The sequence below is a fragment of the Silvimonas terrae genome, from assembly GCF_014202765.1.
Lineage (GTDB): Bacteria > Pseudomonadota > Gammaproteobacteria > Burkholderiales > Chitinibacteraceae > Silvimonas > Silvimonas terrae.
In genome coordinates, this window is the sequence record NZ_JACHHN010000005.1 from 87920 (window position 1) to 106160 (window position 18241).

Annotated in this window: 18 protein-coding genes; 13 read left to right on the forward strand and 5 right to left on the reverse strand. The window is 54.5% G+C overall.

The window, feature by feature from the left end; translation table 11 throughout:
- Positions 1-96 precede the first annotated feature (96 nt).
- From HNQ50_RS13205 to HNQ50_RS13215, 3 genes are all read left to right on the forward strand, one after another.
- Entirely contained in the window at positions 97-636 is a 540-nt protein-coding gene (locus HNQ50_RS13205; protein WP_184101495.1) for a nucleoside 2-deoxyribosyltransferase, read from the forward strand.
- Positions 637-783: 147 nt separating this feature from the next.
- A complete protein-coding gene (parC, locus tag HNQ50_RS13210) occupies positions 784-3183 on the forward strand; it encodes a DNA topoisomerase IV subunit A (protein WP_184101496.1) in 2400 nt (799 codons plus the stop codon).
- A gap of 9 nt (positions 3184-3192) precedes the next feature.
- Entirely contained in the window at positions 3193-3744 is a 552-nt protein-coding gene (locus HNQ50_RS13215; protein ID WP_184101497.1) for a M15 family metallopeptidase, read from the forward strand.
- An 83-nt stretch (positions 3745-3827) separates the two neighbouring features.
- Here the strand turns inward: HNQ50_RS13215 and HNQ50_RS13220 are convergent, their stop codons facing one another.
- The 3 genes from HNQ50_RS13220 to thiD all read right to left on the reverse strand — a co-directional run bounded on the left by HNQ50_RS13220 (position 3828) and on the right by thiD (position 6295).
- Entirely contained in the window at positions 3828-4424 is a 597-nt protein-coding gene (locus HNQ50_RS13220; RefSeq protein WP_308419160.1) for a chloramphenicol phosphotransferase CPT family protein, read from the reverse strand.
- Between the two features lie 6 nt (positions 4425-4430).
- Entirely contained in the window at positions 4431-5324 is an 894-nt protein-coding gene (locus HNQ50_RS13225; protein ID WP_184101498.1) for a helix-turn-helix domain-containing protein, read from the reverse strand.
- Positions 5325-5446: 122 nt separating this feature from the next.
- Complete coding sequence (gene thiD, locus HNQ50_RS13230; RefSeq protein ID WP_184101499.1) at positions 5447-6295, reverse strand: bifunctional hydroxymethylpyrimidine kinase/phosphomethylpyrimidine kinase; 849 nt, start codon at positions 6293-6295, stop codon at positions 5447-5449.
- A gap of 63 nt (positions 6296-6358) precedes the next feature.
- Here thiD and HNQ50_RS13235 point away from each other — a divergent pair, with 63 nt between their 5' ends.
- The 10 genes from HNQ50_RS13235 (at position 6359) to HNQ50_RS13280 (ending at position 16198) form a co-directional block, all read left to right on the forward strand.
- Positions 6359-6523 carry a rubredoxin gene (locus HNQ50_RS13235; RefSeq protein WP_184101500.1) on the forward strand — a complete coding sequence of 55 codons (165 nt, stop codon included), beginning with the start codon at positions 6359-6361 and terminating at the stop codon, positions 6521-6523.
- 70 nt (positions 6524-6593) lie between these two features.
- Positions 6594-7016 (forward strand): CopD family protein, encoded by a 423-nt coding sequence (locus HNQ50_RS13240; RefSeq protein ID WP_184101501.1) that lies wholly within the window; start codon positions 6594-6596, stop codon positions 7014-7016.
- Between the two features lie 14 nt (positions 7017-7030).
- Positions 7031-7498, forward strand: a complete 468-nt coding sequence (locus HNQ50_RS13245) for a CYTH domain-containing protein (protein ID WP_184101503.1) — start codon at positions 7031-7033, stop codon at positions 7496-7498.
- A 17-nt stretch (positions 7499-7515) separates the two neighbouring features.
- Positions 7516-8796, forward strand: a complete 1281-nt coding sequence (hemL, locus tag HNQ50_RS13250; protein ID WP_184101505.1) for a glutamate-1-semialdehyde 2,1-aminomutase — start codon at positions 7516-7518, stop codon at positions 8794-8796.
- Between the two features lie 625 nt (positions 8797-9421).
- Complete coding sequence (locus tag HNQ50_RS13255; RefSeq protein WP_184101507.1) at positions 9422-9865, forward strand: type IV pilin protein; 444 nt, start codon at positions 9422-9424, stop codon at positions 9863-9865.
- Positions 9832-10422, forward strand: a complete 591-nt coding sequence (locus HNQ50_RS13260; protein ID WP_184101509.1) for a GspH/FimT family pseudopilin — start codon at positions 9832-9834, stop codon at positions 10420-10422. Before HNQ50_RS13255 ends, HNQ50_RS13260 begins: the two co-directional genes overlap by 34 nt.
- Positions 10419-10859 (forward strand): type IV pilus modification PilV family protein, encoded by a 441-nt coding sequence (locus HNQ50_RS13265; protein ID WP_184101511.1) that lies wholly within the window; start codon positions 10419-10421, stop codon positions 10857-10859. The genes HNQ50_RS13260 and HNQ50_RS13265 overlap by 4 nt, the downstream gene beginning before the upstream one ends.
- Before the next feature lie 48 nt (positions 10860-10907).
- A complete protein-coding gene (locus HNQ50_RS13270; RefSeq protein ID WP_184101513.1) occupies positions 10908-11969 on the forward strand; it encodes a PilW family protein in 1062 nt (353 codons plus the stop codon).
- On the forward strand, positions 11966-12526 hold the full coding sequence (locus HNQ50_RS13275) for a pilus assembly PilX family protein (protein ID WP_184101515.1): 561 nt from the start codon (positions 11966-11968) through the stop codon (positions 12524-12526). The genes HNQ50_RS13270 and HNQ50_RS13275 overlap by 4 nt, the downstream gene beginning before the upstream one ends.
- Before the next feature lie 12 nt (positions 12527-12538).
- A complete protein-coding gene (locus HNQ50_RS13280) occupies positions 12539-16198 on the forward strand; it encodes a pilus assembly protein (protein ID WP_184101517.1) in 3660 nt (1219 codons plus the stop codon).
- Positions 16199-16621: 423 nt separating this feature from the next.
- Here HNQ50_RS13280 and HNQ50_RS13285 read toward each other — a convergent pair whose 3' ends face one another.
- Positions 16622-17344 carry a hypothetical protein gene (locus tag HNQ50_RS13285; protein WP_184101519.1) on the reverse strand — a complete coding sequence of 241 codons (723 nt, stop codon included), beginning with the start codon at positions 17342-17344 and terminating at the stop codon, positions 16622-16624.
- A gap of 78 nt (positions 17345-17422) precedes the next feature.
- Positions 17423-17911 (reverse strand): TlpA family protein disulfide reductase, encoded by a 489-nt coding sequence (locus HNQ50_RS13290; protein ID WP_184101521.1) that lies wholly within the window; start codon positions 17909-17911, stop codon positions 17423-17425.
- Positions 17912-18241 lie beyond the last annotated feature (330 nt).

Genomic DNA, 18241 nt, shown 5'->3' on the forward strand with positions numbered 1-18241 from the left:
GGCGCGATAGCGCCCCTTCTGTTTGTTAAACGGTCATAATGGTTAGCTTTCAATATTTGCCAGCTTCTGGCCCGATCCCCTGTTTGCAGCAGCGCAATGGCTTCCCAAATCTCTGTTTATCTTGCCGGTCCGGGCGTGTTCCGACCCGACGCTGAAGTCTGGGGCGCCAGGCTGAAATCAGCCTGCGAAATGCACGGCCTGCAGGGATTGTTTCCGCTGGATGCCAGCCTGCCGCCCTTGCATGACCAGCAATCCCGCCGCCAATGGATCTTCCAGCAAAACTGTACGTTGATCAGCCGCAGCCAGTTGGTGCTGGCCGATCTGCGGGCGTTTCGCAGCCCCAGTGAGCCGGATTCCGGCACGGCATTCGAGGTCGGCTTTGCCTTCGCCCTGGGTAAACCCGTGTGGGTGTGGGTGCCAGATGCCGAGGCCGACACGCCCATGTATACCCGCATCCCCGGTGCAGCTCGCCCGCGCGATCGCTGGGTAGATAAATCCGGCGATAGCATTGAAGACTTTGGGGTGCCGTTGAACCTGATGTTGTGGCAAGCCGCTGCGGGCATTATCTGTGAATCCTCACCCGAGCAAGCCGTCGCCCAATTGGTGCGACGCGCCCGTCTGCCACTGTTGCGCTAACGCACTTCCTGTTCCGTTTTCAGTATCAGAACCTGCTAATGCGCTGAATGTTCCACGTGGAACAGAGACATTCTGTGCACACCCCGCCCACGGAACACAGCGCGCGGCTACAATGCCGTCTGACCTGTTTTCATGGATAGTGGTGCCATGTCTGAAATCGACGAACAAAACGAGCTTTTGCCCGAACCCGCCGCCGAAACCCCTGAAGAGGCGATTGCAGAAGCCGGCCAGGGTGGTGGCAACCGGCGTTTTGTTTCCGCGCAGGTCTCCGCCTCCGCGCCAGATGACGGCGAGACGGTGCAATTGGGCCTGTACGCCGAGCGCAGTTATCTTGAATACGCCATGAGCGTGGTGAAAAGCCGCGCCCTGCCCCAAGTGGAAGACGGCCAGAAACCGGTGCAGCGCCGCGTGCTCTATGCCATGCACGAGATGGGCCTGACCGCGACCGCCAAGCCGGTTAAATCCGCACGTATCGTGGGTGAAGTGCTGGGTAAGTATCACCCGCACGGTGACCAGTCTGCCTATGACGCCCTGGTGCGCATTGCCCAGAGCTTCTCGCTGCGTTACCCCTTGATCGACGGTCAGGGTAACTTTGGCTCACGCGATGGCGACGATGCCGCTGCCATGCGGTATACCGAAGCGCGGCTGACCCCGATTGCTGATCTGTTGTTGGGGGAGCTCAACCAGGGCACCACCGACTTTATCCCTAACTATGATGGCGCGTTCGACGAGCCGGTACTGCTGCCCGCACGCCTGCCCATGCTGTTGCTCAATGGCGCATCGGGTATTGCGGTGGGGATGGCGACGGAAATTCCGTCGCACAACCTGGGTGAAGTGGCCGACGCCGCCGTGGCTTTGATCCGCAATCGGGCGCTGGGTGTTGCCGACCTGATGGAGTACATCAAGGGTCCGGACCTGCCTGGTGGTGGCCAGATTATTTCTGGCCAGCGCGATATCCAGGCGGCCTACGAAACCGGCCGCGGCTCGCTCAAGATCCGCGCCCGTTGGGACAAAGAAGACATGGCGCGCGGCCAGTGGCAGATGGTGGTGACCGAGCTGCCACAAGGCACCTCGTCCCAGCGCGTGCTGGAAGAAATTGAAGAGCTGACCAATCCCAAGGTCAAAAAAGGCAAGAAAGCACTCAGCCAGGAACAGATCCAGACCAAGCAATTGATCCTGTCGTTACTGGACCGGGTGCGGGATGAATCCGGTAAAGACCAGCCGGTACGGCTGGTGCTTGAACCCAAATCTTCTCGCCAGAACCCGGACGAATTGATGAATGTGTTGCTGGCGCATACTTCGCTGGAAACATCGCTCTCGTTCAACGTGGTCTGTATCGGACGCGACGGACGTCCGGGCCAGAAGTCGCTCAAGGCGTTGCTGGAAGAATGGATCGACTATCGCTTTATTACCGTCACCCGACGCCTGAATCACCGGCTGGGCCAGGTGAATGACCGTATCCATATCCTGGAAGGCCGCCTCATCGTCTTCCTGAATATCGATGAAGTGATCCGCATCATCCGGCATAGCGATGAGCCCAAACCGGCGCTGATCGACGCATTTAATCTGTCTGATCGCCAGGCCGAAGACATTCTTGAAATCCGCTTGCGCCAATTGGCGCGGCTAGAAGGCATCAAGATTGAGCAAGAACTGGCGGCACTGCGCACAGAAAAAGAAGAACTGGAACACCTGCTGGCCAACAGCGGCGCGCTGCAAAAACTGGTCATCAAGGAAATCGAAGCGGATCGCAAGAAGTTTGGCGACCCGCGCCGCACGCTGATTCAGGAAGCCGAACGGGCCTCGCTGGAAGCGACGGTGGTGGATGAACCGACCACGCTGATCCTCTCTGAAAAAGGCTGGCTACGCTCCCGCCAGGGGCATGGTGTCGATATCCAGAACCTGGCCTTCAAAGATGGCGATACCTTGCTGGCGGCCATTGAATGCCGCACGGTAGATCAAGTCGCCCTGCTGGGTACGGATGGCCGTATTTACACGATTGCGGCATCCGCGATTCCGGGTGGTCGTGGTGACGGTGTACCGGTCACCACGCTGGTGGAGCTGACCCCACAGACCAAGGTGACACAGATGGTCGTCGGCAAAGCGCAAGACTGGCTGGTGATTGCCAACTCCGCTGGCTATGGCTTTACCTGCCAGTTTGAAAATCTGCTATCGCGCCAAAAGGCCGGCAAGGCGTTTCTCACGCTGGAAAAGGGCGAGACTGTTCTGCGTGTCTCTGCTTTTGTTCCACGTGAAACATCGCTGGTGGCGTGTCTTTCCAAGGCCGGCAAACTGCATCTGTTCCCGTTATCCGAGTTCAAACAGCTCTCTGGTGGCGGTCGCGGTGTGATTACCATGGCGCTGGATGACAAGGACACCCTTGCTGCGATCACCGTCTCTGACGGTGTAACGCTCAAACTCACTGGCACCGGCCGTGGTGGCAAAGCGGTAGAACTGGTACTGGATGAAAACGAGATGGCACCTTATATCGGCAAGCGGGTACGCAAGGGCAAGCCGATTAATGCGGGTCTCAAATTTCCAGGCTTCTGAACTCCGGGCATGACGACGCAGCCGACACCAGCCCTCCTTGCCTTGTGGTCCAGCCTGGGGATTCAACCCGGTTGGATCACCGCGCGCGGTTTACCGTTGTTTGCTGATGCGGATGAGTTGGTTGCGGTTCAGGGTTTTTATCCAGAACGCACTTTCCGGCTCACCCCCGCCGCTGCACAGGCATGGACTGGCCTGCATGCAGCCGCTACTGCGGACGGGATTGATCTGGTATTGATCTCCGCCTGGCGGGGTATTGAACGCCAGGTAGAATTGATCCGTAGCCGGCTGGCTCAAGGAGAAGACATCCAGCGCATCTTGCAACGGCTGGCACCGCCGGGTTGCAGCGAGCATCACACCGGACGCGCGGTCGATGTAGCAACCCCCCAAACCACCACGCTGGATGCCAGCTTTGCCGATACGGCGGCCTATGCCTGGTTACAACAGTCCGCAGCCCGCTTTGGCTTTACGCAGTCTTTTCCCCAGGACAATGTATACGGCTACACGTGGGAGCCGTGGCATTGGTGTTACCAGCCAGAGCTAATCGCAAGTCTTCAGGACTGATCTGCGCACCAAAGAAAAAGCCCGCAACAGCGGGCTTTTTCTGTGTTCCATGGACTAGGGACGGCAATCTGAACCGGACTGTTTCATAGCCCCAGACTCAACCGTTCCAGTGTATCCGCCGCACCCCGCCAAAAGCTGCCAGCCGGGGTTTGCAACAGGGCGGCCAGCTCGGCCGCACAGGCTTGTGCATTCTGGATACCGGTATCCACCACCAGATCGTATTGCATCTGCCCGTGCACCCGTTCAAATTCCCAAGCCGCCAGCCCGGCTGGCCGATCACCGCGCTCCGCCTCACGCCGAACAACCTCGGCCAGCGCGCACTGAACACCGACCAGCACAACACGGTATCCGGCCAACTCCGTCAGCAGTTCGCGGGTTTCGTCAGCATGACACCAGGCGTTGTCCACGATCAGCCGTAAACCCGCCTGCAGCAGGCCTGGCAAACAGTAGTGATAGCCCCGCACCAGGTTCTGCCAGTCGTAGCCGTTCCGGGAAATGACATCGCCCCGTTGCAGCCGCGCCAGATCCTCGGGCGGTAATGTATCAAGTACGGAATCGATGGAGAAATTAAGGTACTGCGTAGGCAACAGTGTTTGCAACGCGCGGGCAATGCTGGTTTTGCCAGACGAACTGGTGCCATTGAGCACGATGATCTGGGGCAAGCCCTCAACGAATGGCACGGCCGATTATTCCGGCATCAATGGTAAACAGAGTTCGTAGTGGCCAACCAGATATTGGTCCTCAGCATAGCGTTCCACTCTGGGTCTTGACGGGTCCAGCACCACTTTCGCACTGGCCACCCAGGTCAGCATCAGATCGCGCCAGCGCGGGCCAATATCATCGGTCGGCCCATGATGCCGAAATACCGCCCAACGCCCTGCCTGCAATTTGTATTCGCCCAAGCCACGCGGAATACGCACTGAAGGCGCAATCAGTTGCGCTGCGTCATACCGCCGCCGGCCGGATGGTGTGGTTGCCGGGTCACTCCAGATCAGCCCGTAGCGGCGCGTCGGCGCAATACCGTACATGGTGCAGGTCTTGCGAAAGCGCTTCCACAACAAATCCAGGTTACAGCCGTACTCCCCTACTTCGCGGATAAACACCACGCGCTCGGTATCCCAATCCTCAAAGCTGATCAGCGCATCGACCTCAGCAAAACTCCAGTGGTAGTCCGCTGGCGTGCCGACAATCGCCGCACCAGGTTTGTAGGAATGATCGCCAAGGTTACGGTCACGCCATGCATCTGCAGCCGGCGCGCCTTTGCGCCACTCACTGGGGGTAAAACCAAACTCACGGTGAAACGCCCGACTGAACGTCGCAGCGGAAGAGAATCCGACCATCAAGGCCACTTTGCCAATGGCCATAGCGGGCTGCCATTGCAAAATCGACGCCGCAGTTTCAAGGCGCAGCCGCCACAAAAATGCCTGCGGCGTTGTCGCATAGCGGGACTGGAAACGACGAACCAGGTACCAGGGAGAATAATGAGCGGCGTCCGCGAGATCAGCGAGCGTCAACGGCACAGCAAGATCACGCACCATCTTGTTGATCGCGCGCTCCAATCTCAGGCAAGGCGTAGACATCTTGTATTTATCCCTGGCTAGGCAAAAACCCCAAGCTGCCCATTTTATCAGCGCCTATGTCAAGGGGGTATGCCGATCAGCCATTAAACACCAGGCGCTATCAACGTGTTCCACGTGGAACATCAGGCAATGGGCATTTCACCCTTGGTGCCCTCTTCATCTGCGCCGGGCCGGGCCCAGAACAAACGATCGGGAATGAACTGCCCCATACCCGGGCGAAAAGCACGGCTCAATGTCTGCCATGTATATTCCTGGGCATCGCGCACGGCAGTACCCAATTCCGCACCGCTAGCCAGCGCGCCAGCAATCGCAGAAGCCAGTGTGCACCCTGCGCCATGGTAACTACCCGGCAAACGTTCCCACGCATCGCTACGGGTCCGCCCTGCGCGAGAAAACAACGTATTGGTCACCTTGGGCGTATGTTCGTGTGTACCAGTAATCAGCACATACTCACAGCCGCAATCGAGCAATCTGCTGGCAGCGGCATCCAGTGCCAGTTCTTCCAGCTCATCCGGATCATCCGACGCCAGGCGACGCGCTTCAATACTGTTGGGTGTAATCAACAATGCATGGGGCATGAGCAATTCACGCATCGCATTCAGCAACTCTTCAGCCGACAACTCATCGTTATGCTGCGGCCCGAGTACCGGATCAAACACCAACGGAATATCCGGATAATCGGCCGCAATCTCGGCAATCACGGCCAGATTTTCCACACTGCCGACCATGCCAACCTTGATGGCATCGATCTGCATATCTTCGAGGATATAACGCGCCTGGTCGTGCAACCAGTCAGGTTCAACGGGCTGAAACTCTTGCACACCAGCCGTGTCCTGCACCGTGAGGGCAGTCACGACTGGCAGCGGATGGCAACCCAGCGAGGCCAGTGTCAGAATATCGGCTGTCAGCCCGGCACCGCCAGAAGGGTCGTTTGCACCAAAGACGAGGACCAGCGGAGGAGTAGCAATCATGGGCGGGCACAGTGAATTATCGGGTAGAATCCTGATTCTAAACCAAGCCATCAAGTGGACCGCATGAAAAAATATATGTGCCTGATTTGTGGATTCATTTACGACGAAGCCGAGGGCTGCCCCAACGATGGCATTGCCCCGGGAACGACGTGGGAAGACGTGCCCATCAACTGGACCTGTCCTGATTGTGGCGCACGCAAAGACGATTTCGAGATGGTCGAAATCTGAACCAGGCGTACGCAGACGGCGCGGCTCTGTCCGCGCCGTTTTCATTTGTGCCTTCAAGGAAGACAACCGCATGCTTTGGGTCAAAGCCTTTCATATCATTTTTGTGGTGAGCTGGTTTGCCGGCTTGTTTTATCTGCCGCGTATCTACGTCAACCTGGCCATGGAGCAAGACAATGTCGCACGGGAGCGCTTGTTGCTAATGGCAGGCAAACTGCTGCGCTTCATGACCCCGATCGCTGTGCTGGCTGTCGGCTTCGGGCTGTGGATGTGGTCGTACTACAATTTCTTTGCCGGCCCCGGTTGGCGCTGGATGCACGCCAAATTGTTGCTGGTGCTCCTGCTGATTCTTTATCACGGTATCTGTATTCACCTGCACGCGCGCTTTGTTGCCCAACGCAACACGCATAGCCATATCTGGTATCGCTGGTTCAATGAGATTCCGGTGCTGCTGCTGGCAGGTGTGGTGATCCTGGTGACCGTCAAACCTTTCTGAAAACGAGCTCTGTCATGGCACTGGAAATCGAACGCAAATACCTGCTGGCTACGGCGCAGTGGCGCGAAGAAATCAACAGCTCAACCCGCATCGCGCAGGGCTATCTGAATGATGCACCAGCGCGCACGGTACGGGTACGGATCAAGGGTGATAAAGGTTTTCTGACCATCAAGGGCAAAAACGAAGGCATTGCCCGCGCAGAATTTGAATACGAAATCCCGCTAGCCGACGCGAGCGAACTGCTCAAACTATGCCCCAATGTGCTCGATAAAACCCGGCACGAAATCCATCGCGATGGGTTCGTTTGGGAGATCGACGAATTTGCGGGCGACAATGCCGGTTTGATCGTCGCTGAGATTGAACTGCCCGCCCTGGATACCGAATTTGCCAAACCCGCCTGGCTGGGTGAGGAAGTTTCTGGCGATGCGCGTTATTACAACAGCGCCCTCTCCAATACGCCCTATACCCGCTGGCCACGTTGAACCGGAGTAAGTAAATAATGTCCCGAAATCAAACCTTGTTTGAAGCTGCCTGCAAACATATCCCGGGTGGCGTGAATTCACCTGTACGCGCATTTGGCTCAGTGGGTGGGACCCCACCCTTCATCCAGCGCGGCGAAGGCGCCTGGGTCTGGGATGCAGACGGCAAACGCTATATCGATTACGTCGGCTCCTGGGGCCCGCTGATTCTGGGTCACGCCCACCCGCAAGTGATCGAAGCGGTACAACGCGCAGCAGCCAATGGCCTGAGCTTTGGCGCGCCCACGGCCGCTGAAGTAGACCTGGCCGACTTGCTGTGCGAGATGCTGCCGGCGCTGGACCAGGTGCGCCTTGTTTCCAGCGGCACTGAAGCCACCATGACGGCCATCCGCCTTGCCCGCGGCTTCACGGGTCGGGACAAGCTGATCAAGTTTGAAGGTTGCTACCACGGCCACGCCGATAGCCTGCTGGTCAAAGCCGGCTCCGGTTTATTGACCTTTGGTAACCCCTCCTCTGCTGGCGTACCCGCCGCCGTTGCTGCTGACACCATCGTGCTGCCTTATAACGATGTTGCCGCGCTGGAAGCAGCGTTTGCCGAACATGCAGGCAAAATTTCTGCAATTATTGTCGAGCCCGTCGCCGGCAACATGAACCTGATCAAGCCATCACCGGCTTTCATCAAAGCAATGCGCACACTCACTGAAAACGATGGTTCGCTGCTGATTTATGATGAAGTCATGACCGGCTTCAGAGTGGGCTTGCACTGCGCACAGGGTTTGCATGGCATTACGCCCGATCTGGTCACCCTGGGTAAGGTCGTAGGCGGCGGCATGCCGCTGGCGGCCTTTGGCGGCCGCGCTGACGTCATGGCCAAGCTGGCCCCCCTCGGGCCTGTCTATCAAGCTGGCACGCTCTCTGGCAACCCTGTAGCCGTCGCTGCGGGCATTGCCACGCTGCAACTCATCCGCCAGCCGGGTTTCTTTGAAAACCTGACCGCCAAAACCAGCCAATTGGTCGATGGCCTGCAAGCCGCAGCCAACGCAGCTGGCGAAACCTTCTGCGCGCAAAGCGTGGGCGGCATGTTCGGCGTGTATTTCAGCAAGAACACGCCGCAGTCATTCAGTGAAGTCATGGCCGCTGACAAAGCCCGCTTCAATGCGTTTTTCCATGCACTGCTGGACGAAGGGGTATACCTGGCGCCGTCTGCGTTTGAGGCGGGGTTTGTGTCGGCTGCGCATAGCAACGATGATCTGCAATACACCTTTGCGGCCGCAAAATCGGCGTTTTCCCGCTTGACCTGATGTTTTCGCGGTAGCAAGCCTCCAGAGCCAACTCTGGAGGCTTTTTTTTGGATCGCGTTTACAGGAGAACAACATTTACAACAGTGGTACACAAAAACCTGACACCTAATCCACAACTGATAACATCAATTAAACTTCTAATTTTGACTCAAACTGTAATTTAAATGGAGGAAATGGTGACATTGTCTTTCGTGCCTGCGGACCCCAGCCGGTCATCAGAACGACGCCAAAGTCGCGAAATCCTGGTGGATACAGGCCGTCATTTACGGTGGATTACCCACAGTGGCAATGATCTTCTCGCACGGCCCAACTTACGAATACAAACACATCGATTAGCTGTTTGTCTCGGAGAAAAAACAAAATCAACCGGCTGTAAGCTGTAGCTCGACTTGGGTCCGAAAATAGTAGTATTTGCTTATGACATGTGTTTTCTTAAACATAGAAAATAGTCGACGTATATCGGTTAATGGATGAATTCGCACATTTTTCGGTTGTAACTATTCCCGAAAAAATGAGCACCCTGGCTACAGACACCCAGACCGACCCGAATACACCCGTTGATCCAGCGTCCATGGATCAGACTTGACAGAACATCGCTTGTTCGCGTTATGCGAGGAATGACCAAATGCTGAAGGCAGCTAACACACCAGATCGCCTGAAAGGTTTTACCCTGATCGAGCTCATGATCACCGTAGCAATCGTCGGTATCCTGGCAGCGATTGCGATTCCAATTTATGGCAACTACGTCAAGCGCAGCCATCTGCCGGAGGCCTTTGATATGTTGAGTGCCTTTGGAACCAGAATGGAATCCAGTTACAACGACAATGGTAATTACGGCACCTCTACCACATGTGCTGTGGCAACCCCTTCTAGCACCACCAATTTCACTTTCAGTTGTACCCCGAGTTCCGCAGCCGACAGCTATACAACCACGGCGACCGGTCAGGCAGCCATGAGTGGTTTTACCTTCACGCTGGACAGTGCTGGAAACCACAAAACAACCGCATTTCCAGGGGCGTCCAACTTGCCCCTCTCATGCTGGATTTCCAAGGCAGCAACATCGTGCTGATTATTGGTACAGGTCGGCGATATGCTCGCCAACAGGGGATTAGCCTGATCGAAGTCTTGATCGTATTGACGATCACCGCGATTCTGGTCGCGCTAACTGCACCGGCCCTGCAGCAATATTTTCTGAATAACCGCATTCGTAGCGTTACCGAACAAGTGCGTGATGGTCTGCAAAAAGCGCGAATGGAAGCGATCAGGCGTAATACTACGGTGAACTTCAGTCTTTCGGGCTCCGGTGGCACCACAGGTACCGGCTGGAATATTGTTTTGCCTAGTGCAAGCACCACACTTTATTCAAGAACAGCAGAAAGCGGCGAGGCCACACTCACTGCAACAGGCTCAACCACGCCTGGCAGCCTTCAGCCGGCTTTCAACGGCAGCGGTCGTTTTGCCAACGGTATAACGGGCTACACCGTTACCGTTACATCCGGGACTTGTTCTACTCAGAGCAGCCCGAACTCGGGTAATCGCTGCCTGAATGTAGTGGTTTCATCTTTGGGCAATATCAAAATCTGCGACCCGGCTTTATCCAGTTCCAATCCAGCGGGGTGTCCATGATGTATATCCGTCATCAAGGTGGTTTTGCATTGTTGGAAGGCCTGATCACCGTCCTCATTTTCTCGATCGGCATTATCGGTCTGGTAAGCGTTCAGGCGGCACTGATGAAACAGAACCAGCTAAGTGGTGTCCGTGCCCAAGCCAGCTATTTTGCGGAAGAAATCATCGGGCTTGCCGCTGTGGATCCAAATAATGCGGGCTGCTATGTCGTGAACAGTAGTAGCACTCCGACCTGCGCAAGTTCTGCAGCTCAAAGCGACGCGTCCGGATGGAACACACGGGCCACAGCTCAACTGCCTAATGCAAGCACCACAGGTCACGTTCCGACAGTGAACTACAACTCGACCACTGGTGTTTTCTCAGTCACTTTGAACTGGAAACGAACAGATGAGACCGACTGGCACCAGTTTGTCTCTACCACAGTGATCAAACCGTGAACTATCGGGCAGACATGAAACCATCTCTGCAAGCAGGCAGGTGACAGAATGAACATTGTTGAAATGATGGTGGCCATCGTCATATGGTTGCTTGCCTCTCTGGCCATCATGAGTAGCGCAACCTTTTTTGACAGCAACCGTCGCGGCTTGACTGGCGAGAACTCCGTTCAGGAAAACGCCATGTTTGCGCTGACGGATATTCAGCGAAATGTCAAAAATGCGGGTGCAGGGATTGCTGCAAGCAACAACGTAACCTGCACGTCAATGAATGTGACGTTCAACGGCACCGTGCTTGCCAACGGTACCGGGGTAGCTCCGGTCATCATTGCTGATGGCGGTGCCAATAATGTGTCCGACAGCATTACTGTCCTGTCGGCCACGTCGACACTGGCAGCTTCGCCCGTCCTGACACGCGATACCATGACTTCGGCAACTGCCGCAATCAATCTGAAAACGGCCAAAGACCTCTCAGTTGGTGATGTCTACCTTATTTCACCTGGAACTCCCGCGACGGCTTCCACTGGAACTCTTTGCAGTGTCGGAAGTATTACAGCGCTCACCACCAATTCGCTGGGTGCCACCATCAATCATGATTCCACAGGTACCGGAAGTACGTGGAACGGTGGTACCTATACGACCGCCCAAGCTTATGCGGCGAACAGCACACTGGCAAAAATTGGCGGCCTGAACTGGATCACGTATCAAGTCGGTAGCCAGACTCTTAATCTGGTCGACAAAATTGCCCAGACCACCAATTCCCTTGCCGAAAATGTCGTGTTGATGAAGGCACAGTACGGGGTGAGTGCCACCAGCAGCAGCACGGTGACTTCCTGGGTTGCCGGCAGCGGTAGTTGGGCCACCCCGCTCAACGCGGGCCAAATCAGTCAGATTCGTGCGATTCGCATTGCGATGGTGGTACGCATCCCTGCCCAAATCAAACCTTCAGTGGCAGGTGGGACATGTGATGCAACTACCGCATCGCCAACCGTCTGGGGCGGAACCCAGACCATGGACATCAGTGGTTTGACCAACTGGAAATGCTATAAGTACCGCACTTTGAACATGACTATTCCACTCAAAAACTTCATTTTCAGTGGGACTTCAACATGACCCGGTTCTCTCGGCAATCCGGCGCCTCACTCTTGCTCGGGCTCATTGTCCTTGGTGTGCTGTTGATCGCCACAGTGGCACTGATGCGCTCATCTGATACCGCAAATTTGATCGCCGGTAACGTGGCATTCAAACAAGCGGCAACCCAGATGGCTGAACTGGGTGTAACTGACGCAAAAACCGTGCTTGGCAGCCTGACCGCCACAGATACGAATATTGCGCCGTCATCCTCAACCGACTACGCGTATTACGCCTTGCAACAAACGACGGATACCTCCGGCGTGCCAAGCGTGACCTGGTCAAATATGTCCACGGTGACCAATGGCTTGTATCAATACCAGTACGTAATCGAGCGCATGTGTACCGGAACCCTGCCGGTAACAGACTCGAATACTTATTGTTCTGTCAAACAAGCACCCGGCGGTAGCGGTAGTTCTGGAGGCGCAATTGGCGCTCCCATTTTTAACGCCACAAATTCCATCTATTACCGGGTCACGGTGCATGTCACCGGTCCCCATCAAAGTGAAAGTTTCATTCAGACCATGTTTCTGAAGTGAAGCGAGGACGCCATGACAAACAGAACTTCCACTCTGAACAAGATCATTTTCCTGCTAGTCGCTGCTACGCAGGCGTTCCCGCTTGGCTATGCCGCTACGATAAACCCGTCACCGACACCGCTGACCTCCCAGACCGGATCAGAACCCAACCTCATCATGGGCATTGATGATTCAGGCTCCATGGACTTCGAGGTCATGCTGACCACGAACGATGGTGCGCTCTGGTGGGATTTAACCAATAAAAGTTTTACCAACAACACCAGCTCGCCAATCACTGTTAGTGGTTTGAACAACGTGACAGTTGGCGTGGGTCAACCCTGGTTCAACGCCGTAGGTAACGCTGCAAATGGCGGCACCGTCGACGCTGGCGGCACGAGTACCTCCTGGTATAAGTATGCATACCTGTTCCCGGATGGCAGCGGTACAGATGCGCGTATCAATACAGATGCTACGTACGATCACTTCGGTATCCCGCCTACTATCGCCTATGCCTTTTTGCGCAGTGCGGCCTGGAACCCTTTGTATTACAACAGCAATACCACGTACACGCCCTGGTATCCAGCCTATATCAGCGGGGCGACTGTCAACTACAGCAACGCGACACCCACTGCCGCACGCAGCCATCCGCAATTTAGCAGCACCCCGCCTGTAACTATTGATTTGACCAACAACGTCACGGCAGGGACCACCTCAACAACCTCCCGCACCGGTGTAGTCACCATTAGTGGCACCAAGTCCAACTGGACGTTCCGCATGATGCCAGGCATGATCATCCCGGCTGGCGCCTATGCCAAAAAAAGCGGCGGTTCCTGGACTCAACTAACTGCCAACACGACGGTGGCAACGGCCGACAGCTATTACGACGCGGATATTTCATATTTTCCGGCAACGTTTTTTGTCCCCGATAGCAGCTGTACATCCGCTAACGTGAGCACCACATCTGTTGCGTGGGCTGACTCTGTCTGCGCCTTGGCGCCAGATGGTACTTATCTGCGCAAATACGAAATCAAAGGCAGCAACACCTACCCATCTGGACGTACCACTGCTGCTGAATTGCAGAACTTTGCCAATTGGTTCACGTACTACCGGAAAAGAAAGTTGATGCTGGGCGCGGCCATGGGCTCCGTGCTTAGTTCGGTCAATTCCCTGCGCGGCGGCACTGTTAAATTCAATAGCCAGTCCGCAGTGACAATGTATGACTTCTCGTCTACCAGTGATTCGAGCAACGTGAAACCGTTGCTTGGGGCTATCTATCAGAACGCCGCGAGCGGCGGTACCCCGACCCGGGAAACGCTAAAATATATCGGCGGCCAGTTCGCCCGGACCGACTCTGCTGCGCCGATCCAGAATGGCTGCCAGCGCAATTCAGCCTTCATCTTGACCGACGGTTTTGCCAATGCAACCGCGGTTACCCCACCCAGCTATGCGAATACCTGGGTAACAGGCCAACCGTATACCGTTATCACGGGTAATACCCTGGCCGATATTGCTGCCTCTTATTACACCAATAATCCGCGTTCGGATCTGCCGACTGGTCTCTTGGCGGCTGACAATACGTCGGCATCAAATCCAGACCGAAATACCAATCTGCATATGACCACGTTCGGGATGACGCTGGGCGCAAAAGGCACGATCTTCGGAACGGGTTCTGCATCTGCAACCGATCCGTTTGCTAATCCACCTACATGGCCTAACCCCAGCCAAAACCGCAATCCAACTGCCGTGGATGATTTGTGGCATGCCACCATCGTGGGTCGTGGTCAGATGTTTGTGGCCAATAACGTCAGCGAAGCCACGACTTACTTCCAGCGGGTTATCCAGAGTTTGCTGGCGGCGGTAGGTTCTGACGCGGCCGTCACGCCGATGTCTCCGAATCTGACCAGTAGCAACAACACCCTGTTCAGCTCAAGTTACAACGCGCAAAACTGGACAGGCGAACTGGCGGCATACACGATCAATCTGAGCACCGGGGCAGCCAGTACAACGGCGACATGGACGGCGCAGAGCCAGCTCACTGCCATGAGCCCTACTGCGCGCCATATCGCAACGTTTGATCCGTCAACCAGTACCGCTGTGCCGTTTACAGCAACTGCATCCGGCGTATCCAGTGCAACGCAAACGGCCATGGCCAACACCGGTGTGACGCCATCCGATGGTGCCACTGTGATCAACTACATCCGTGGTGATCGCACTCAGGAAAGCGCGACGACTAATACCTACCGGACGCGCGCTGGGTTACTCGGTGACATCGTTACGGCGGATCCTGTTTACGTATTTGGTCCATACGCCCAATATACCGACGCCGGGTATTCCAGCATGTCTTCCCTGACCCGTGCCGCAATGGTTTATCAAGCAGCCAACGACGGGATGTTGCATGCGTTTAATGCAACCACCGGCGCCGAAGTCTGGGCTTACGTACCCAGCGGTGTGCTCACCAACCTCAAAGCGTTAACCAATCCGCTCTATACCCACCAGTTTTACGTCGATGCCACGCCAACCACCGGCGATTTTTACAATGGTACTGACTGGAAAACAATGCTTGCAGGCGGCCTGCGTGCCGGGGGCAAGGGCTATTACGCACTTGATATCACTGCGCCCGCAGCCAGCAGCGATGCGGATGTTGCCAGCAAGTTACTTTGGGAATTCCCCGGTGCCGGCACCACGACAGCCCAGAAAAATAATGTGGGCTTAAGCTACGGTCAGCCGATTCTGGCAAAAACCCGAGCCGACGGCTGGGTTGTGTTGGTGTCGTCCGGCTATAACAACTCGGCAGGCGATGGTCAGGGCCATTTGTTCGTCCTGAATGCAACAACAGGCGCAGTACTGAAAGACATTCCCACAGGCGCAGGCTCCGCCAGTTCGCCCTCCGGTCTGGCCCAGATCAGCGCTTATGCCGCCAATCCACAGTATGACGCCACCATTGACTATGTCTACGGCGGAGACTTGTCCGGTAACGTCTGGCGCTTTGATTTAACAGGGGCAACTGATACGGCGTGGACAGTCGCAAAACTGGCCACACTGGTAGATGGCTCCGGCAACGCACAGCCAGTTACAACCGTCCCTGCGCTGGCCGTGCTCTCTAATGGCAAGCACGTTGTATACGTGGGCACCGGCAAAATGCTGGAAACTTCTGATATGACCACCACGGCTACGCAAAGCATGTACGCACTTGTGGATGATCTTTCTGCAACACCAACGATCACCCCCCTCCGAACCAGCCTCCAGCAAAAGACGGTAACCGTAAACAGCACAACCAGCGCGCGCAGCATTAACGCTGATGCGGTGAATTACACGACCAAAAAAGGTTGGTATTTTGATTTGCCGGGAACGGGTGAGCGCGTTACCACTACGCCTGAGCTGGCGTATGGGGCACTGATTTTCACCACCAACCAGCCATCGAACACGGCTTGCTCTTCCAGAAGCTATCTGTATGCGGTCAGTGCGACCGATGGTGGCCAATTGCCCGCTAGCGCATTCCCCAGCGGTACTACGCCGTGGAGCGGTATCTTGCTAGGCGCCACCCTTGCTTCTGCGCCGAAGGTGACCAACTTGCCTAACGGTACCCAGATCATCAACGTTAAGGGCTCTAATGGTCAGCTCTATGGCATCCCGGTACAGCTTTCAGGTTCGGGTACGCTTACGCAGGTGATGTGGCAGGAACTGACGCGCTAACACACAATCAGCATCCCTAAAAAAAAGGCTTTCCTTACGAGGAAAGCCTTTTTTATTTGGCAGAAACCCTTTCTTCCCTCCCCTTGTTTTCGGGCACAGGCAGTGTATGCGACTCAACAATCAGCGCTGCCCACGATTGCGCGTCGCCCGGCTTGGCGAGTTCCGGGGAAATCCATTGCATCGGCAATTTCATTCGTTAGGGAGAATGCCCGTAATTGCCCGGTTCCAGATATTCAGAAGAAAGGGAATCGCTCAAATATGCACGGTAGCGCTGCCGTTTGGCCAGGAACACTTGCGGTAACCTGGGCTCTGACTCAGCAACCCTATCAGCTGTCATCACTAACCATGCTGCAGGTAGGCAAGGACGAGGCTACAGCAGCCAAAGGATGAACTCCCCATCCAGCTTCACTGAGCACACAGGGATTAGTCAACCAGCGGATCGTGGTTTTGCTTTACGTTTTCGAGCGGAATTTCCGCAAGCACGCCAGCCGAGTAGCTCAAACGCATGCGGTAGGCCACCATGCTGCCTTCTTTCTGTGCAGCCTTGAAGTGGATCTGTTTCAACTGGCTCAAAAGATAATCGCCCGCATTACGGTCAAACGTATTTGTAATCTGGTCGATCCTGATAACCAGACCTTGATCATCAATATAAAGATCTACCACCAATATCTGATTCTCAGTTGTATTGGTCATCCAGGTATTTTTCGGATCAATATCAGGTAACTGGCTAATAACCGGCGGGAGTGTTACTTCATCATAAGTATAGAAAACAGGCGTATCCAGCACCGATGGATTTATTGCTGGGTCACTGGCAATACGGGTAATTTGCAGTTTCGATTTCTGCGAAAAATTCGGGATATCTGTCTTTAGAGAAGGTGCGTTCTTCTTTATCTTTTCTGGAATAACAAGCGATGAAGCCTTATTCAATCGATTCAATTGTGATAAATAGAGGTCCTGTTTTTGTTTTTCGGGCATGAGCGTGGCAGTAAAAACAGTCATATTTACGCGGGTTTCACGCCCGCTTCCATGTCTGGAAACTTGAAAAATACATAATAAAATCAAATGGATAGAAAATGAAACGATAAATGGAAACAGCAGCCCTGACCAGGTTAGTGTTTTTCTGGATTCCGGTTTTGGGTTTTCCATACTTCTGTACATTTGCCATTTCTAATTGAACAAACAATAAAAGGGCCTGTTCAGACCCTTTCGATATCTGATTTTTTATCAAATTAACTTTTTTATTTCAGTTTCCAACTCTGTTTCATTGATTGCACCGACATATTTTTTAACAATATTACCGTTCTTGTCCAAAAGAAAGCTGGTGGGCGTTAAATTGACATTATCAAATGATTTTGCAACTTCGCCAGAAGTATCGTGGACAACAATAAACGGCATATTCTGTTGCTTTACGAAATTATTTACGTAAAGGGCTGGATCGTAATCCATTGCTACAGAAAGGGTCTTATAGCCTTGTTTGCCGAACCGGGTTTGAAGTTTTGCAAGGTTGCTCATCTCTTCGACACAACCTGGACAGGTTGTTGCCCAGAAGTTGACCAGAACCACGTTGCCTTTGAGGGCAGTAGAGGTGTTTTTTTCGCCTTGCAGTGTAGTGTAAGAGAACACCGGTACAGGTTTTGGGTGGTTGCTGGTAACCAGAAACACCGAAATTAGTACCACTGCAGCTAAAGGAAGTATCCAGTAAAGACGTTTCATGGGCGATTTTGTAGCTCAGGGTTGTTCAGTCAGACCGCTTCTGGCGGGTTTTCACTTAAGTAACAATATTGGATAAGAAAATATAAAAATAGATAATAAGGGTGACGGTTTGCTGTGGATAACCCGTTTTGTCCTTTTCGATCAGGATGTTATTACGGGTTCAGGGGTGTATTCAAGTTGCGTATGAGCTGTGGATAATTTGGGGGTGAGTTTGGCGGTACACATCGAACTCGTAGTTATCCTCTGCTTCGCTCAAGTTTTCCACAGGCCATGTTACTGATTTCATTGGCCCTTTGTGAACAAAGGTATAATCCGGCACTTTTTGCGTTA

Bases quoted from the DNA above. Each gene is read 5' to 3' on its own strand.
- HNQ50_RS13275 (WP_184101515.1), top strand. From the start codon at position 11,966: ATGACCCGGTTCTCTCGGCAATCCGGCGCCTCACTCTTGCTCGGGCTC.
- HNQ50_RS13255 (WP_184101507.1), top strand. From the start codon at position 9,422: ATGCTGAAGGCAGCTAACACACCAGATCGCCTGAAAGGTTTTACCCTG.
- HNQ50_RS13280 (WP_184101517.1), top strand. From the start codon at position 12,539: ATGACAAACAGAACTTCCACTCTGAACAAGATCATTTTCCTGCTAGTC.
- HNQ50_RS13235 (WP_184101500.1), top strand. From the start codon at position 6,359: ATGAAAAAATATATGTGCCTGATTTGTGGATTCATTTACGACGAAGCC.
- hemL (WP_184101505.1), top strand. From the start codon at position 7,516: ATGTCCCGAAATCAAACCTTGTTTGAAGCTGCCTGCAAACATATCCCG.
- HNQ50_RS13260 (WP_184101509.1), top strand. From the start codon at position 9,832: ATGCTGGATTTCCAAGGCAGCAACATCGTGCTGATTATTGGTACAGGT.
- HNQ50_RS13285 (WP_184101519.1), bottom strand. From the start codon at position 17,344: ATGGAAAACCCAAAACCGGAATCCAGAAAAACACTAACCTGGTCAGGG.
- HNQ50_RS13205 (WP_184101495.1), top strand. From the start codon at position 97: ATGGCTTCCCAAATCTCTGTTTATCTTGCCGGTCCGGGCGTGTTCCGA.
- thiD (WP_184101499.1), bottom strand. From the start codon at position 6,295: ATGATTGCTACTCCTCCGCTGGTCCTCGTCTTTGGTGCAAACGACCCT.
- HNQ50_RS13225 (WP_184101498.1), bottom strand. From the start codon at position 5,324: ATGTCTACGCCTTGCCTGAGATTGGAGCGCGCGATCAACAAGATGGTG.
- parC (WP_184101496.1), top strand. From the start codon at position 784: ATGTCTGAAATCGACGAACAAAACGAGCTTTTGCCCGAACCCGCCGCC.
- HNQ50_RS13215 (WP_184101497.1), top strand. From the start codon at position 3,193: ATGACGACGCAGCCGACACCAGCCCTCCTTGCCTTGTGGTCCAGCCTG.
- HNQ50_RS13240 (WP_184101501.1), top strand. From the start codon at position 6,594: ATGCTTTGGGTCAAAGCCTTTCATATCATTTTTGTGGTGAGCTGGTTT.
- HNQ50_RS13290 (WP_184101521.1), bottom strand. From the start codon at position 17,911: ATGAAACGTCTTTACTGGATACTTCCTTTAGCTGCAGTGGTACTAATT.
- HNQ50_RS13265 (WP_184101511.1), top strand. From the start codon at position 10,419: ATGATGTATATCCGTCATCAAGGTGGTTTTGCATTGTTGGAAGGCCTG.
- HNQ50_RS13270 (WP_184101513.1), top strand. From the start codon at position 10,908: ATGAACATTGTTGAAATGATGGTGGCCATCGTCATATGGTTGCTTGCC.
- HNQ50_RS13245 (WP_184101503.1), top strand. From the start codon at position 7,031: ATGGCACTGGAAATCGAACGCAAATACCTGCTGGCTACGGCGCAGTGG.